At 71.1% G+C, this 16,056-nt stretch carries 15 protein-coding genes, 1 pseudogene and 1 riboswitch; of the genes and pseudogenes, 2 read left to right on the top strand and 14 right to left on the bottom strand.

Annotated features, from left to right (window positions below; genetic code table 11):
- Positions 1–14: 14 nt before the first annotated feature.
- The 3 genes from ACFY2L_RS32385 to ACFY2L_RS32375 all read right to left on the bottom strand — a co-directional run bounded on the left by ACFY2L_RS32385 (position 15) and on the right by ACFY2L_RS32375 (position 3,883).
- Positions 15–1,097 (bottom strand): thiamine ABC transporter substrate binding subunit, encoded by a 1,083-nt coding sequence (locus tag ACFY2L_RS32385; protein WP_390824127.1) that lies wholly within the window; start codon positions 1,095–1,097, stop codon positions 15–17.
- 70 nt (positions 1,098–1,167) lie between these two features.
- Positions 1,168–1,274: riboswitch (TPP riboswitch) on the bottom strand.
- Positions 1,275–1,300: 26 nt separating this feature from the next.
- A complete protein-coding gene (gene rlmN / locus ACFY2L_RS32380) occupies positions 1,301–2,407 on the bottom strand; it encodes a 23S rRNA (adenine(2503)-C(2))-methyltransferase RlmN (RefSeq protein ID WP_390661282.1) in 1,107 nt (368 codons plus the stop codon).
- A gap of 198 nt (positions 2,408–2,605) precedes the next feature.
- Complete coding sequence (locus ACFY2L_RS32375) at positions 2,606–3,883, bottom strand: MFS transporter (protein ID WP_390824126.1); 1,278 nt, start codon at positions 3,881–3,883, stop codon at positions 2,606–2,608.
- A gap of 408 nt (positions 3,884–4,291) precedes the next feature.
- Between ACFY2L_RS32375 and ACFY2L_RS32370 the strand changes: the two genes are divergently transcribed.
- Positions 4,292–4,666, top strand: coding sequence for a hypothetical protein (locus tag ACFY2L_RS32370; protein ID WP_390661284.1), 375 nt, complete (start codon positions 4,292–4,294; stop codon positions 4,664–4,666).
- A 31-nt stretch (positions 4,667–4,697) separates the two neighbouring features.
- Here ACFY2L_RS32370 and ACFY2L_RS32365 read toward each other — a convergent pair whose 3' ends face one another.
- The 6 genes from ACFY2L_RS32365 to rpsB form a co-directional block, all read right to left on the bottom strand.
- Positions 4,698–5,147, bottom strand: coding sequence for an SRPBCC family protein (locus ACFY2L_RS32365; RefSeq protein WP_390661285.1), 450 nt, complete (start codon positions 5,145–5,147; stop codon positions 4,698–4,700).
- A 177-nt stretch (positions 5,148–5,324) separates the two neighbouring features.
- Positions 5,325–6,539 (bottom strand): phosphatidate cytidylyltransferase, encoded by a 1,215-nt coding sequence (locus ACFY2L_RS32360; RefSeq protein WP_390824125.1) that lies wholly within the window; start codon positions 6,537–6,539, stop codon positions 5,325–5,327.
- Entirely contained in the window at positions 6,539–7,096 is a 558-nt protein-coding gene (gene frr / locus ACFY2L_RS32355; RefSeq protein WP_390661287.1) for a ribosome recycling factor, read from the bottom strand. Before frr ends, ACFY2L_RS32360 begins: the two co-directional genes overlap by 1 nt.
- Before the next feature lie 220 nt (positions 7,097–7,316).
- The gene (gene pyrH / locus ACFY2L_RS32350; RefSeq protein WP_390661288.1) at positions 7,317–8,075 is read right to left on the bottom strand and encodes a UMP kinase; all 759 of its coding nucleotides are present in this window, start codon (positions 8,073–8,075) and stop codon (positions 7,317–7,319) included.
- A gap of 185 nt (positions 8,076–8,260) precedes the next feature.
- A complete protein-coding gene (gene tsf / locus ACFY2L_RS32345; protein WP_390824124.1) occupies positions 8,261–9,097 on the bottom strand; it encodes a translation elongation factor Ts in 837 nt (278 codons plus the stop codon).
- A gap of 178 nt (positions 9,098–9,275) precedes the next feature.
- On the bottom strand, positions 9,276–10,178 hold the full coding sequence (gene rpsB / locus ACFY2L_RS32340; protein ID WP_390661290.1) for a 30S ribosomal protein S2: 903 nt from the start codon (positions 10,176–10,178) through the stop codon (positions 9,276–9,278).
- A 280-nt stretch (positions 10,179–10,458) separates the two neighbouring features.
- Here rpsB and ACFY2L_RS32335 point away from each other — a divergent pair.
- Positions 10,459–10,995 (top strand): annotated as a pseudogene (locus tag ACFY2L_RS32335) (murein hydrolase activator EnvC family protein); the annotation flags it as partial.
- Between the two features lie 18 nt (positions 10,996–11,013).
- Here the strand turns inward: ACFY2L_RS32335 and ACFY2L_RS32330 are convergent.
- The 5 genes from ACFY2L_RS32330 to ACFY2L_RS32310 all read right to left on the bottom strand — a co-directional run bounded on the left by ACFY2L_RS32330 (position 11,014) and on the right by ACFY2L_RS32310 (position 15,978).
- Positions 11,014–11,571 carry a TetR/AcrR family transcriptional regulator gene (locus ACFY2L_RS32330; RefSeq protein WP_390661460.1) on the bottom strand — a complete coding sequence of 186 codons (558 nt, stop codon included), beginning with the start codon at positions 11,569–11,571 and terminating at the stop codon, positions 11,014–11,016.
- Positions 11,572–11,665: 94 nt separating this feature from the next.
- Entirely contained in the window at positions 11,666–12,508 is an 843-nt protein-coding gene (whiG, locus tag ACFY2L_RS32325; protein WP_390661291.1) for an RNA polymerase sigma factor WhiG, read from the bottom strand.
- A 284-nt stretch (positions 12,509–12,792) separates the two neighbouring features.
- Positions 12,793–13,953: a DNA-processing protein DprA gene (gene dprA / locus ACFY2L_RS32320; protein WP_390824123.1), complete on the bottom strand. Its 1,161-nt coding sequence runs from the start codon at positions 13,951–13,953 to the stop codon at positions 12,793–12,795.
- The gene (locus ACFY2L_RS32315; RefSeq protein ID WP_390824122.1) at positions 13,950–15,575 is read right to left on the bottom strand and encodes a YifB family Mg chelatase-like AAA ATPase; all 1,626 of its coding nucleotides are present in this window, start codon (positions 15,573–15,575) and stop codon (positions 13,950–13,952) included. The genes dprA and ACFY2L_RS32315 overlap by 4 nt, the downstream gene beginning before the upstream one ends.
- A gap of 1 nt (position 15,576) precedes the next feature.
- The gene (locus tag ACFY2L_RS32310; protein WP_390824121.1) at positions 15,577–15,978 is read right to left on the bottom strand and encodes a YraN family protein; all 402 of its coding nucleotides are present in this window, start codon (positions 15,976–15,978) and stop codon (positions 15,577–15,579) included.
- Between the last annotated feature and the right edge of the window lie 78 nt (positions 15,979–16,056).

Genomic DNA, 16,056 nt, shown 5'->3' with positions numbered 1-16,056 from the left:
CTTCCCGGCGGGGACTACTTCAGGACGAGCGAGGTCCACGACTTGACCCACTGGTCGCGATGGCCGGCGATCTTCGCCGGGTCCATGGTCTCGGGGTCCTCGGCGGCGGGCCCGTACCGCGTGAACTCGGGGGGCACGCTCGCGCCCTTCACCACCGGGTAGACGAACATGTTGAGCGGCATGTCCTCCTGGAACTTCTTCGTGATCAGGAAGTCGATGAGCGCCTTGCCGCCCGCGCTGTTGCGCGCGTTGCTCAGCAGCCCGGCGAACTCGACCTGCCGGAAGCAGGTGCCGGTCGCGACGCCGGTGGGCGCGGTGCTCGGCTTCGGATCGCCGTAGATGACCTCGGCGGGCGGCGAGGAGGCGTACGACACGACGAGCGGCCGGTCCGCCTTGGCCTTCTTGCCACCGGCCGAGCCGGAGAACTCCTCGTTGTAGGCCTGCTCCCAGCCGTCGACCACCTTCACGCCGTTGGCCTTGAGCTGCTTCCAGTAGCCCTCCCAGCCGTCGTCGCCGTACCGGGCGGCCGTGCCGAGCAGGAAGCCGAGGCCGGGCGAGGAGGTGGAGGCGTTCTCGGTGACGAGGAGGTTCTTGTACGCGGGCTTGACCAGGTCGGCGAAGGTGGCCGGCGGGGCCAGCTTGTGGTCGGCGAAGTACTGCTTGTCGTAGTTGACGCAGATGTCGCCGTAGTCGACCGGCGTGACCCGGTGCCTGCCGGAGTCCAGCTGGTACGCGCTGCCGACCTGGTCGAGCCCCTTGGCCTCGTAGGACTGGAACAGACCGTTGTCGAGGGCGCGGGAGAGCAGGGTGTTGTCGACGCCGAAGAAGACGTCGCCCTGCGGGTTGTCCTTGGTGAGGACGGCCTTGTTGACGGCCTGCCCGGCGTCGCCGTCCGTGAGGACCTTGACCTTGTACCCGGACTCCTTCTCGAAGCCGGCGAGCACGCTCTTGGAGACGGCCCACGAGTCGTGGCTGACGAGGGTGACGGTCCTGGAGCCGCTGTTCGACGCGCTGTCGTCGGACGACTCCGCACCGCACGCGGACAGCGTGACGAGACCGAGGCCGACGGCCGCGGCCACGAACGTCCTGGTGTGCACTGGTTTTCCTCCTGGGGTTGACCAGGAAGAGACGCGGCCCCGCCCGGGGCGGCCGGGCGGGGCACAACAGCTTGAGCGATGACCGAACTTCCTACCCAGAATGACCTGGGCGAGGTTCAGAGGGTCTGCGGCCTGGTGCCGCACTCTCAGCGCTGTGGCGCTCCCCTGTCGGAATATGAAGATGTACTGGTACTGAGGTCAGACTACCGCTCGGTGGCCGCGAGCTGACCGCACGCCCCGTCGATCTCCTGGCCGCGGGTGTCCCGGATGGTGACGGGCACCCCGTGCGCCGCGATGGCCTCGACGAACGCCTTCTCGTCCTCGGGCCGCGACGCGGTCCACTTCGAGCCGGGGGTCGGGTTGAGCGGGATGAGGTTGACGTGCACGGGCCGGCCCTTGAGCAGCCGCCCGAGCCGGTCGCCTCGCCAGGCCTGGTCGTTGATGTCCCGGATGAGGGCGTACTCGATGGACAGCCGGCGGCCCGACTTCTCGGCGTACTCGAAGCCGGCGTCCAGCACCTCGCGCACCTTCCACCGCGTGTTCACGGGGACGAGGGTGTCGCGCAGCTCGTCGTCCGGCGCGTGCAGCGAGATGGCGAGACGGCACTTGAAGCCCTCGTCGGAGAACCGGTGGATGGCGGGCACGAGCCCGACCGTCGACACGGTGATCCCGCGCTGCGAGAGCCCGAGCCCGTCCGGCGCCGGATCGGTGAGCGCCCGGACGGCTCCGACGACCCGCTTGTAGTTGGCGAGGGGCTCGCCCATCCCCATGAACACGATGTTGGACAGCCGGGCGGGCCCACCGGGGACCTCCCCGTCCCGCAGGGCCCGCATCCCGTCGACGATCTGGTGCACGATCTCGGCGGTGGAGAGATTCCGGTCGAGCCCCGCCTGCCCGGTGGCGCAGAACGGGCAGTTCATCCCGCACCCCGCCTGGGAGCTGATGCACATGGTCACCCGGTCCGGGTACCGCATGAGCACCGACTCCACGAGCGTGCCGTCGAACAGCCGCCACAGCGTCTTGCGGGTGGTGCCCTGGTCGGTGGACAGATGCCGTACGACGGTCATCAGATCCGGCAGCAGAGCGTCCCGCAGCTTCTCCCGCGCCCCGGCGGGGATGTCGGTCCACTCGGCGGGGTCGTGCGCGTACCGCGCGAAGTAGTGCTGCGAGAGCTGCTTGGCACGGAACGGCTTCTCACCGATCTCCGCGACCGCTTCCTTCCGCTCGGCCGGCGAGAGGTCGGCAAGGTGCCGCGGCGGCTTCTTGGCTCCGCGGGGGGCGACGAAAGTGAGTTCTCCGGGCTTAGGCATGGCTGTACCAGTGTCGCAGATCGATTTCCGTGACCCGTGCCGCGAGCCGGGCACAGCCCTCTGCCGGTCGCCCCGGCCGTCCGTGGGCCCCCTCCAACGGCCCACGGACGGCCCACGGACGGCCCTGCCCGCCGGAGCGAGCGGGGGCGTCTGCGCAGGTGAAGCCAGTCCCGCTAGCCAGTCACGGCCGCGGCCGTGCTAGCCAGTCACGTCCGCGGTCTCGGTCGCGCCGGCGGCCTGCTGCCGTGGGAGCTCACCCGCCGGCGGCGCCTGCCGCACGGCCCGGTTGGCGGTGGTGAGGAGGGCCAGGACGAGCAGCCATGCTCCGCAGAGCCAGACCAGCGGCTTGGCGCCCAGTGTGGTGATCAGCGCGCCTCCTGCGAGCGTGCCGATCGACAAGGCGCCCGTGGTGAGCGTGGAGACCGCGCTCGTCGCGCGGCCCCGCAGCTCGTCGGGGGTGATGGCCAGCTGGTGGGTGGTCATGGCCACCGCGTAGACGGGGGCCACCAGCGACTCGGCGGCCGCGACCGCGGCCAGCAGCAGCGGGTTGGGGGCGAGCGCGTACAGCGGGAACATCAGTGCCTCCAACCACAGCATCACCACGGCGATCCGGCCCAGCGGGAAGCGGCGCGTGACCTTGTCCGAGACCAGTGCCCCCGCCATGGCACCGACCGCCGCGCCGCTGAAGATGACGCCGATCCACAGCGGTGAGGCACCCACCTGCTGGGCGAGGGTGATGATCAACAGGTATCCGGCGCCGTAGCGCACCTTGTCGGCGGCCGAGACCAGGGTGAGGAAGCGGATGACCGGCTGGCGCCAGAGCCAGCCGAGCCCCTCCCGGATCTCGGTGGTGAGTCGGGACGTCGTCCGCACGTCCTGCCGGTCCGCTTGGAAGCGAGCACGCATCAAGCGCAGCGACGCCGCGGACACCGCGAAGGAGACCGCGTTGACGGCGAACGGCACGGTCCGTCCGACGGAGTAGAGCGCACCGGCGAGTGAGGCTCCGAAGACGCCCACCGCGCTGGCGACGGACTGCGAGTAGCCGAGCGCGGCGGACAGCCGGCTCGGACCGACCACGTTGGGCAGCGCCGCTGTGTTCGCCACCTGGAAGAGCGTGGTCAGGATCCCGACGAGCACCGCTGTCGCGTACAGCTGGGGCATGGTGAGCCTGTTCAGCCACAGCGCGACGGCGACGCCGGCGGTGAGCACGGCCCGGCCGAGCTCACACCAGATCATGGTGGCCTTGCGGTCCCACCGGTCGACCAGGGCACCGGCCGTCAGACCGAACACCAGGAACGAAAGGGTGCCGAGGCCGAGTACGAACCCGGCTTGGGCGGCCGACCCGGTGAGGGCCAGCACGATCAGCGGCAGGGCCATGAAATGAGCCTGGTCACCGATGGCAGAGACCAACTGGCCGCTCAGCAGCAGCGAGAAGTCCCGGTTCCGGAACAGACCGGGACCGCGAAGAGTGTTCAAGGGAGTTACGCTCCGTAGCAGATCAAGGACACACGGGTGACGTCGAAGCTGGTGTCCGAGCTAAGAAACACGGGGCGTAACAGACATGCGCGAACCGTAGCCAGGGTCCGGGCCGCCACGCAATCGGTTTTGCCGGGACAGTCGGCCCGGCCGATCGGCGATGACCGGACGGCCCGTCCCCGCGCAGCCGCGAGGGGTGTCACGCGCAACCGGCGTATTCGAATTCCCTATTTCTGGAGATTGCGGAGCAGGAAAAGGCGTAGCGGAAAATCACGGAGCGAAAAAATATACGCCTCGGCGCGGGTTGCGATCAGCGAACACCAAGGAGCAGTTTTGGCGATCGGCAGCCGAATGGTTCGGCCATCCAGGGCAACTCCGGTGAAGAGACGAGGGCACATGCCTGTCATCGTGGACAAGTACATCACTGTTGCGGAATGGAACACCGACGTCGACACCAACGTGCACCTCAAGAACGGCGACTGGGTCGACATCAGTGCGAGCGGAAGCATCTGGGCCGGCGTGTGGTTCACGGGCGAGAACGGCCCCAACGGCTGGGCGGGCTGGAGCGCCGGCAATGACAGCCCTCTTCCGGGAGCTGCGCCGTTCAGTCTGCTCGGCAAGACGGCGGAGGACGGCTACTTCCTCGTCGGCACCTCCCTGCGGCGCACCTATCAGAACGAGAGTCTCGGCCCCGGAGAAACACGCCTGGCCCTTCGCATCAACGACAACAAGCCCGGGAACGGATCCGGCGCCTTTTCGGTGCGGATCCAGGTCTGGCGGTAATCGACGGCCAGGACGGCAGAGCAGAGTCTCCCTACGCCGTCCCGTGCTCCAGCCGGTCCTTCAGCAGCCGTTCGTTGAGCGGCAGCTCCTTGCGGATCTGGGGGCGGACGACCAGGGGGAGCAGGACCTTGCCCATGCCCTTGCCCTCGAAGTCGAGCTCCATGGTCACGCGGGAGCGGCGGCCGTCGTCGAGCGGGTCGATCTCGCCGTGGACGTGGCCGCGGATGGGGCCGTCGACTCCCTGCATGCCCCAGGCGTGCGGGGGGTCGCACTCGGTGTACTCCATGGTCATCGGGATGTCCCGGCGGCCGACGTGCCGTGTGATGCGCACCCGGGAGCCGACCCCGACGGGTCCGGAGTCGAGCGGCTCGGCCGATACCGCGCTCGCCTGCCATTCGGGCAGGTGCGACGGATCGATGAGGTACGCCCACACATCCTCGGGGCTGCGGTCAACGTCGATCGATTCACGGAAGCCGGACATGACGCCCGCCCCCTTTCAGGACGATCCCCCCTGGGAATCCCTGCGAAGAACGCGTAACGCCGGGAAGAGTCCTCCTGAAGCAATCGTCCCACTCGCCGGCCCGCCGGGCCACGGCAGCGGGCCCCCGCCCCGGGTGACCAGGACGGGGGCCCGCGGGCCTCGGGCACGGGCCGCCGGTCAGCCGGACCCGACGAACAGCACCAGCAGCAGCCAGACGACCGGAGCCGTCGGCAGGAGGGAGTCCAGGCGGTCCATGATGCCGCCGTGGCCCGGGAGCAGCGTGCCCATGTCCTTGATGCCGAGGTCCCGCTTGATCATGGACTCGCCGAGGTCACCGAGCGTGGCGCTGGCCGCGACCGCGAGGCCGAGCAGCAGGCCCTGCCACCAGGTGCCGTCCTCGATCAGGAACTCCATGCACAGCGCGCCCACGACCATCGCGAACGACACCGCGCCCAGCAGGCCCTCGCGGGTCTTGCCGGGGCTGATGCGCGGAGCGAGTTTGTGCTTGCCGAAGCGCCAGCCGACGGCGTAGGCGCCGGTGTCGCTGACGACCGTGAGGAGCAGGAACGTCAGGACGCGCTGCGGGCCGTCGTCGGCGGTGAGCATCAGGGCGACGAAGGTGGCCAGGAACGGGACGTAGAAGGCCGCGAAGACGCCGGCCGTGACGTCCTTGAGGTAGCCCTCCGGCGGTTCCGTCATCCGCCAGACCAGGACCGCGAGAGCGGTCAGGGCCATGGCGACCCAGGCGCCCTCGGGTCCCCGCACGTAGCCGGCGACGACCATCGCGGCGCCGCCGAGCGCGAGCGGCACCAGGGGTGCCTTGATCTCCTTGCGTTCCTGCAGCCTGCTGGTCAGCTCCCACAGACCCACGACGACGGCGACGGCTATCACGCCGACGAACACGGCCTTGACGATGAACAGCGAGGCGACGATCACCACGCCGAGCCCGACCCCGACCCCTATGGCCGCGCCCAGGTCTCGGCCCGCGCTCTTCTTCTGCGGTGCGGGCGCGGGCTGCGGGGCGTCGGGCATGGGTTCCGGATTCTGCGGCATCGCCGCGGGGGGCTGTGCCGGCGTGGTCTCGTGGCGGAACGTCTGCGCGCGGAACGCCTCGTCGGGCGCCCCGGGGCGGTACGTCTCGTCTCGGAACGAGGGGCCGCCCAGCCGAGCGGCCCCCGGGTCGTCATCCTGGTTTCCGCCGTGTGCGGGTACGTCGGGGACGATGGGCATGGGGCGAGTCTGCTGCGCCTCAGGCGCATCGTACGCGGGACCCGCCGGGGCAGCCCCCTGGACAGGCCCCTGGTCGACGGGTCCCCAGTACCCGGGGTGTGCCCCGGTTCGCGAACCGGGCACCCCGGCTTGAGGCGGAGAGCCCCAGGAAGAGTCGTTCATCAGACCTCGAGCAGCTCCGCTTCCTTGTGCTTCAGGAGCTCGTCCACCTGGGCGACGTACTTCGCGGTGGTGTCGTCGAGCTCCTTCTCCGCACGGCGGCCCTCGTCCTCGCCGACCTCGCCGTCCTTGACGAGCTTGTCGATCGCGTCCTTGGCCTTGCGGCGCACGGAACGGATGGACACCCGGGAGTCCTCCGCCTTGCCCTTGGCGACCTTGATGTACTCGCGGCGGCGCTCCTCGGTGAGCTCGGGGAACACCACACGGATGATGTTGCCGTCGTTGCTCGGGTTGACGCCCAGGTCGGAGTCACGGATCGCCTGCTCGATGTTGCGCAGCGCCGTCTTGTCGAACGGGGTCACGACCGCCATGCGCGGCTCCGGCACGGAGAACGAAGCCAGCTGGTTGATCGGCGTCGGCGCGCCGTAGTAGTCGGCCACGATCTTGTTGAACATCGCCGGGTGCGCACGGCCGGTGCGGATCGCGGCGAAGTCCTCCTTGGCGACCACGACGGCCTTCTCCATCTTCTCCTCGGCCTCGAGGAGGGTCTCTTCGATCACCACTTGCTCCTGCGTGTCTTGAGTAAGGCCCGGCTGCGGTTCCCTGTCGGTGGCGGCGGCCGGCTGCGTCGCGTCTTCTTCCTGCACGGTTCCCGACCGGCAGGACATTGTCCATCCTCCGACCAGGGTCCGTCCCCCGGTCAGGGGTTGTCGTTCGAACCCGGAGTCCCTACCGGTCAGGAACCGGGGGCTTTCCGGTCAGGAACCGGGGGGTTTCCGGTCAGGCCCGGCTGCCCTGCTCACCCACAAGCGTGCCGATCTTCTCACCCTTGACGGCGCGAGCGATATTGCCCTCGGCCAGAAGCTCGAAGACGAGGATCGGGAGCTTGTTGTCGCGGCACAGGGTGATGGCGGTGGCGTCGGCGACCTTGAGGTCGCGCGTGATGACCTCGCCGTAGCCGAGGGAGTCGAACTTGACGGCCTCGGGGTTGGTCTTGGGGTCGGAGTCGTAGACGCCGTCCACGCCGTTCTTGCCCATCAGCAGCGCCTCGGCGTCGATCTCCAGGGCGCGCTGCGCGGCGGTGGTGTCGGTGGAGAAGTACGGCATGCCCATTCCGGCACCGAAGATGACCACACGGCCCTTCTCCAGGTGCCGTACGGCGCGCAGCGGGATGTACGGCTCGGCCACCTGCCCCATGGTGATGGCGGTCTGCACCCGGCTGTCGATGCCCTCCTTCTCCAGGAAGTCCTGGAGGGCGAGGCAGTTCATGACGGTGCCGAGCATGCCCATGTAGTCGGAGCGGGCCCGGTCCATGCCGCGCACCTGGAGCTCGGCGCCGCGGAAGAAGTTGCCGCCGCCGATGACGACCGCGACCTGCGCGCCGTCCCGGACCACGGCCGCGATCTCCCGGGCGATCTTGTGCACCACGTCGGGGTCCACGCCCAGGCCCCCGCCGCCGGAGAATGCCTCGCCGGACAGCTTCAGCAGAAACCGGCCGCGTACTTTGCCGTCGTCGCTCTTCTGGGCCTTGGTGGTCATGGGAGATCCCGCCTCTTTCACGTGGTGCACATGCGAAGAAGGCCATTGCCGGTGGGGTGTCCTGGGCAACCCATGCGCGGCAATGGCCTCCTCGTCAGATCTGCTGTCCGTCACGCGTGCGTGACGGCGTACGCGGACGACTTACGTCGACCCTATAGGGGTCGCGCGTCGATCGCGGTACGGACTCAGATGCCGACCTTGATGCGCGAGAAGCGCTTCAGGGTGACACCGGCCTCGTCCAGGACCTTCTGGACGGACTTCTTGTTGTCGAGCGCGTACGGCTGGCCGAGCAGCGTGGCGTCCTTGAAGAAGCCGTTGAGGCGACCCTCGACGATCTTGGCGATCGCGGCCTCGGGCTTGCCCTCGGCGCGGGTGGTCTCCTCGGCGATGCGGCGCTCGGACTCGACGACCTCGGCCGGCACGTCCTCCTTGGAGAGGTACTTCGGCGCGAAGGCGGCGATGTGCTGGGCGACGCCCTTGGCGACCTCGGCGTTCGGCTTGTCCAGCTCGACGAGGACACCGATCTGCGGCGGCAGGTCGGGCATCGTGCGGTGCAGGTACGCGGAGACGAAACCGTCGTTGAACTGCGCGAAGCGGTCCAGGACGATCTTCTCGCCGAGGTTGGCGTTGGCCTCGTCCACGAACGCCTGGACGGTCTTGCCGGGCTCGATCTCGGAGGCGAGCAGCGCCTCGATGTCGGCCGGGGCGGTCTTGGCGACGTGCTCGGCGATGGCCTTGGCCACGCCCTGGAACTTCTCGCCCTTGGCGACGAAGTCCGTCTCGCACTTCAGCTCGACCAGGACACCGGAGGCGTTGTCGTCGGCGATGATCGCGACGACGGCGCCGTTCTCGGCGGAGCGGCCCTCGCGCTTGGCGACGCCCTTCTGGCCCTTGATGCGGAGCGCCTCGACGGCCTTCTCGACGTTGCCATCGGCCTCGTCCAGCGCCTTCTTGCAGTCCATCATGCCGGCGCCCGTGAGCTCACGAAGCTTCTTGACGTCGGCGGCGGTGTAGTTCGCCATGAGTCTGTGAATCTTTCTCGAAGTCTGGAAGATCGAAGATCAGGGGATCGGCCCGTTCCCTGCCGCTCCCGGTGGTCCCCATGGAGCGGGGGACGGCTGACACGCCACTGACCTACGGGTGAACGGCGGGGGCGGACTTCATGTCGCCGCCCCCGCCGTCAACCTTGACGCTGGACGGTCAGGCCTGCTCGGCGTCCGCGGCCGGGGCCTCGGCGGCCTCGGCGGCGGGGGCCTCGGCAGCGGCCTCGGCGGCGGGAGCCTCAGCAGCGGCCTCGGCAGCCGGGGCCGCCTCCTCGGTCTCCGCCTTCTTCTCGCCCTCGAGCAGGTCGCGCTCCCACTCGGCGAGCGGCTCGCCCGCGGCCTTCTCGCCCTTGTCGCCGGTGGCGACGCCGGAGCGGGCGATGAGGCCCTCGGCGACGGCGTCGGCGATCACACGGGTGAGCAGGGTGACGGAGCGGATCGCGTCGTCGTTGCCCGGGATCTTGTAGTCGACCTCGTCGGGGTCGCAGTTGGTGTCGAGGATGGCGACGACCGGGATGTTCAGCTTCCGGGCCTCGCCGACCGCGATGTGCTCCTTCTTGGTGTCCACGATCCAGACGGCGCTGGGAACCTTGGACATCTCACGGATACCACCGAGGGTCTTCTCCAGCTTGGCCTTCTCGCGCGAGAGCACGAGAAGCTCCTTCTTGGTCAGACCGGACGCGGCGACGTCCTCGAAGTCGATCTGCTCGAGCTCCTTGAGGCGCTGCAGACGCTTGTAGACGGTCGAGAAGTTGGTGAGCATGCCGCCCAGCCAGCGCTGGTTGACGTAGGGCATGCCGACGCGGGTGGCCTGCTCGGCGATGGCCTCCTGCGCCTGCTTCTTCGTGCCGACGAACATGACCGTGCCGCCGTGGGCCACGGTCTCCTTGACGAACTCGTAGGCGCGGTCGATGTACGACAGCGACTGGAGCAGGTCGATGATGTAGATGCCGTTGCGCTCGGTGAAGATGAAGCGCTTCATCTTCGGGTTCCAGCGACGGGTCTGGTGACCGAAGTGGACGCCGCTCTCCAGCAGCTCCCGCATCGTGACGACGGCCATGGCCGTTCTCCTTGGGTTTCTCGGTTGTGCCGCGGATGCCGGACGGCTCCCGCGCCTGACGCCCGCGGTGCGCCGAGCCACGAAGGACCGAGGGGCGCGGATACCGGAGGACCGGCCTGGGCCGGCTCCCGATACCGGGGCGTGCGAAGTCGACCCGGTGACCCGGATCGCCAGAAGAAGTGTACGGGACCCGGGAGGCACCGGGTGACGCCGCTCTCCACAACCGGAGGGTCGTCCACAGTCCGGGCCATGATCGCCGGGCCCGCGGAACGCTGTTCCCATGAACGCGACCCGCCGGCTGGCCCTCCTGCTGCTCCCGCTGCTCACCCTGACGACGACGGCCCGGGCGGATCCCCCGCCCCCGCCCCCGACGGCACCTCCCCGCCCGGCCCCGGCAATCGCCCGGACCTGGCCGGTGGGCACCCGTCCGGCGGTGGTACGGGGCTGGGAACCCCCGGCGACGGTGTACGCCCGGGGCCACCGCGGAGTGGACCTGGCGGCGGCACCGGGCACGCCGGTACGGGCGGTGGCGGCGGGCCGGGTGGCCTACGCGGGCCGGGTGGCCGGCAGAGGGGTGGTGTCCGTGGACCTCACGGGCACCGACCTGCGGACGACGTACGAGCCGGTACGGGCCTCGGTCCCGAAAGGCGCGGAGGTCGCCGCGGGCGAGGTGATCGGCGAGGTGGAACCGACGGGCTCGCACTGCACGGCGCCCTGCCTGCACTGGGGCCTGCGCAGAGGCGGAACCTACCTGAACCCGCTCACCCTGCTGCCCCCGTGGCTGCTGCGCAGGGGCCCGTCGAGGCTGCTCCCGGTCCCCCGGCCCGCGCCCCCCTCAGCCCAGCACCCCGCGCAGCACCATCGAGACCGCGGCCTCGGTGATCGCGGCCGGCTCCTCCGCCGCCCCCAGCTCGATCCTCCGCACCGCGGAGTCCACGACGCCCTGCACCAGCATCGCCGCCAGCCGGGGCTCGGCGTGCCCCATCTCCCCCAGCGCCGCCACGATCATCGCGACCAGGCCGCCGTGCGCCGCCCGGATCTTCTCCCGGGCCGCCGCGTCCAGCTCGCTCGCCGAGATCGCCACCACAGCGCGGTGGCGCCGGTCCCCGACCAGTGCCAGCTGTCGCCGCACATACGCCTCGACCTTGGCCTCCGGCTCCTGGACCGCGGCCATCGCCGCCTCGACCTCCGCCGCCCAGACGGGGAAGTCGACCTCGCACAGCTCCTCGACCACGGCCGCCCGTGACCGGAAGTACTCGTACACGGACGAGCGGGCGAGCCCCGTCCGCTCGGCGAGGGCGGGGAAGGTCAGCGCCTCCGTACCGCCCTCGGACAGCAGGGAGCGTGCCGCGTCCAGCAGGGCGGCACGCTGCATCGACCGGTGCTCGGCCACGGAGGCCGCTCGAATCCTTGGCACGTCGACCACTTTACGGACGCCGCACCCCGGAGGGGAGTGACTGCGCCCGCACTGCCCTCATCCGGCCGGGTCAGCGGCCGAAGCCCGCCAGTTTCGCGCGCAGCTGGAGGACGGACTTGGTGTGGATCTGGCTGACCCGGCTCTCGGTCACGCCCAGCACGTTCCCGATCTCGGCGAGGGTCAGGCCCTCGTAGTAGTACAGCGTGACGACGGTCTTCTCCCGGTCGGGCAGTGTGTTGATCGCCCGTGCCAGGAACCGCCGCAGTTCCCGGTCCTCGGCCACCTCGACGGGGTTGTCCGCGGCGGTGTCCTCCAGGGTGTCCATGAAGCTGAGCCCGTCGCCGCCCTCGTCCCCGACGTGCAGCAGCTCCTCCAGGGCGACCACGTTGGCCAGCGACAACTGGCTGAACACCGCGTGCAGTTCGTCCACGGCGATGCCCATCTCGGCGGCCACCTCGCACTCCGACGGGGTCCGGCGCAGCCGCGCCTCCAGCGTCGCGTACGCACGTTCGACGTTGCGCGCCTTCTGCCGCACGGACCGGGGGATCCAGTCCAGCGCCCGCAGCTCGTCGATCATGGCGCCCCGGATACGGGTGATGGCGTACGTCTCGAACTTGATCTCCCGGTCGATGTCGAACTTCTCGATCGCGTCGATCAGCCCGAAGATCCCCGAGGAGACGAAGTCGGCCTGCTCCACGTTCGGCGGCAGGCCGACGCTCACCCGGCCCGCCACGTACTTCACCAGCGGCGAGTAGTGCAGGATCAGCTGCTCCCGCAGCCGCTCGTCCCCCGTCGCCTTGTACGAGCGCCAGAGCTCGTCGAGCGTCGAGGGAGCGGGCGGCCGCACGCTGCCACCGTCGCGGGCGGCTGGGGGGACCGCCGCCCGGTCGGACCCGGAGGTGTGCTGGGGCATTCGTCGCCTTGTGCCGTTCTGCCGTGAAGTACGTGGAGTCGGGGGTGCCTGGGTGTCCTGCTGGCCTGAAGTCGTTCTGCTGCCGTTCTGTACCGGAATCCTCGTGAGCGTAGCGTGACTGGAGTGTCGCGGTGCGCGAAGGACGTGACCGCACTTGTACGCAGATACGTTCCGCTGAGCGCCCCACCGGGTCACGGCGGTCGCTCCGGGTGACCGCCGCAGGGGGCCAACTACGGGAATTCCCAAGGCCTTCGGCGTTCCCCCGGACGGCCGAACACACTCGGTCAGCACGGGCTTCGGCCCCCTCGAACGGAGACCATCGCCTGGCGTGTCAACTTCCAGCCGTCGCCGAGTCGTTCGACGTAGCCGAGTGCTCTGAGTTCGTACAGTCGCGCGATCGCGTCGTCGGGCGTGGTCCCGGCGCCGCGGGCGACCTCGCGGGCGCCGGCCGCGCGCCGGGCGGGGAGCGCGGCGAGGACGCGACGGGCGCCGGGCTCCAGCAGGTCGCGCGGGAGCACCGGGCCACGCCGCACGGGGGCGAGGTCGCCGATGTCGCCGACCAGTTCGACGACTTCCGCGGCGTCCGTGACCAGCTCGGCCTCGCCGCGCAGCAGCTCGTGCACCCCGGCGGACAGACCGCTGGTGGCCGGCCCCGGGACCCCCATGGTGTGCCGGCCCAGCCGCTGGGCCGCCCGCGCGGTGACCAGCGAGCCGCTGCGGTGGGCGGCCTCGACGACCACCGTGCCCCGGGTGAGCGCGGCGATCACGCGGTTCCGCAGGATGAACCTGCTGGGCGTCGGATGGTCCCCCGGCGGCAGCTCCCCCACCACCAGCCCCTGTGCGGCGACCCTGTTGATCAACTCGGTGTGGCCGCGCGGATAGGGGCGGTCGACCCCGCAGGCCAGGACGGCGACGGTGGCCCCGCCCGCCCCGAGGGCGCCCCGATGGGCGGCGCCGTCGACCCCGTAGGCGCCGCCGGAGACGACCACCCACCCCCGCTCGGCGAGTCCGGCGGCCAGGGCGGTGGCCATGTGGGCGCCGTACTCGGTGCAGGCGCGGGCGCCGACGACGGCGACCGACCGCAGCGCCCACATGCGCAGGCTGGGGCGCCCGCGCACCCACAGCCCGAGCGGGCGGCCGTCCCCGAGGTCGTCAAGGGGGCCGGGCCATTCCGTGTCCCCGGGGCACACGAACCGCACCCCGGCGGCCCCGGCCGTCTCCAGGTCCCGCTCCGGCCCGGCCCCCGCGGCCCGCGCCAGGAGCCCCTCCCACCGCCGCGCGGTCACCCCGGGCAGCGGCTCCCCGCCCTCCCGCAGCCGCCGCGCCACCTCCAGGACCCCGCGCTCCCGCACCCACCGCCCGCCGACCTCGTCGCCGGGTTCGACGACCCGGGTGAGGAAGACCCGGGCGAGCCGTTCGGCGTCCGGCTCGCCGGTGCCGGTCATGTCAGGGCCCCGAGCGCCATCGGCACTCCGCGCGGCACGCCCGTGCGCAGTTGCAGGGCCAGGGCGACGTCGCTCGCGTCGGGCCGGTCGTGGCCGACGAGGTCGGCGACGGTCCAGGCGACCCTCAGGACGCGATCGAGGCCCCGGACGGTGAGCACCCCCCGCTCCAGGTTCCGTTCGGCCTCGTCCATCGCGCCGGCCGCCGCGTGCCAGCGGCTGCGCAGTTCCCGGCCCGGCACTTCGCTGTTCGTCCGCCACGGGGTGCCCGCCAGTCGCGCCGCCGCGCGCTCGCGTGCGGCCCTGACCCGGTCGGCGACCGTGGCCGTGGACTCGCCTCCCGGGCCGCGGTGCGTGAGCTCGTGCCGGCCGACCGGGTCCACCTCGACGCGCAGATCGACCCGGTCGAGCAGGGGCCCGGAGAGCCGGGCCTGGTAGCGGCGGATCGCCGACGGCGGGCACTCGCAGAGGGTGTCCCGCTGCGAGAAGCGTCCGCAGGGGCAGGGGTTGGCCGCCAGCACCATCAGGAAGCGCGCCGGGAACCGCACCACACCCGCGCTCCGGGCGATCACGACATGGCCGGCCTCCAGGGGCTGGCGCAGCGCGTCGAGAGCCCGGCTGCTGAACTCCGGGGTCTCGTCCAGAAAGAGCACGCCCCGGTGGGCCAGCGAGACGGCACCGGGCCGTGCGACGCCCGGGCCGCCGCCGACCAGGGCCTGCATGGTGGCCGAGTGGTGCGGGGCGCAGTAGGGCGGGAGGTCGATCAGGGGCTTGCCCGGGGGCAGGAGCCCGGACACCGAGTGCACCGCCGTGACCTCCAGCGACTCCTCCCTGGTCAACCGGGGCAGGACGGCCGGCAGCCGCTCCGCGAGCATGGTCTTGCCCGCCCCCGGCGGCCCCTCCAGGAAGAGGTGGTGTCCGCCGGCCGCGGCCACCTCCACCGCCGTGCGCGCCGAGCGCTGGCCCACCACGTCCGCGAGGTCGTGTCCCTGGTCGGGCTGGGCGGCGCCGACGCCGTGCATACCGGTGGCCGCGCCCGTGCCGGGCAGCCGCAGGCCGGCGAGGAGCGGGTCCGGGCGGCCGAGGTCGTCCGGGTCCTCCTCGGGCACAGGCTCGTCGGCGAGGACGGCGACCAGCTGCCGCAGACTGCGCACCCCGAGCACGGAGACGCCCGGCACCAGCGAGGCCTCGGCGGCGGCGCACTCGGGGACGACCACCTGGTCGTAGCCCGCGTCCGCGGCGGCCAGTACGGCCGGCAGGATGCCGCGGACCGGGCGCACCCGTCCGTCCAGTCCCAGCTCGCCGATCATCACGACGTCGGCGAGGGCCCGGGGATCGATCCGTTCCGCCGCGCCGAGTACGGCACAGGCGACGGCCAGGTCGAAGCCGCTGCCTCCCTTCGGCACCGACGCCGGGCTGAGTCCGACGGTGAGTTTCTTCTGCGGCCACTCGCCGCCCGAGTTGACCACCGCCGCCCTGACCCGGTCCCGGCTCTCGCTCAGGCTCTTGTCGGGGAGCCCCACCAGCGTGAACGCGGCCACCCCGGGCTCCAGGTCGGCCTGGACCTCGACGACGACGCCCTCGACGCCCACCAGCGCCACCGCACACGTGCGCGCGAACCCCATCTCAGGCCACCCCCCGCACGTGCTCCACGACGGGCGCCCCGCGGTGGGGCAGGACGACCCCGACCAGGTCGATGCGGACGCCGCCCGGGGGAGCTCCTCCGTGGGTGTGGACCCATCGCTCGGCCAGGCCGCGCAGGCGCTGTGCCTTCTCGGGCGTCACCGCCGCCATCGGGTGCTGGAATGCGCCGCCGCGTCGGGTCTTGACCTCGCAGACGACCAGGACGTCCCCGTCCCGCGCGACGATGTCGATCTCACCGGTCCTGCCGCAGCGCCAGTTGCGCTCCAGGACCGTCATCCCGGCTTCGGCCAGCCGTCGGGCGGCCAGCTCCTCGCCGTACCTGCCGAGTGCACCACGTGCCAGATCCGCGTTCATGTCGGCACCACCTCCGGTGCCAACGTTCACGTGTCCGGCGCCAAGAAAAGGATCTTGGTGTGCAACTCGGCGGGTGTGGAAAACCCCGTCACCCGCACGGGTGCCGGA

This window comes from Streptomyces sp. NPDC001381 (assembly GCF_042895685.1).
GTDB lineage: Bacteria > Actinomycetota > Actinomycetes > Streptomycetales > Streptomycetaceae > Streptomyces.
The sequence above is the reverse complement of the archived record's forward strand: the minus strand, read 5'-3'. Positions and strand labels throughout refer to the sequence as shown.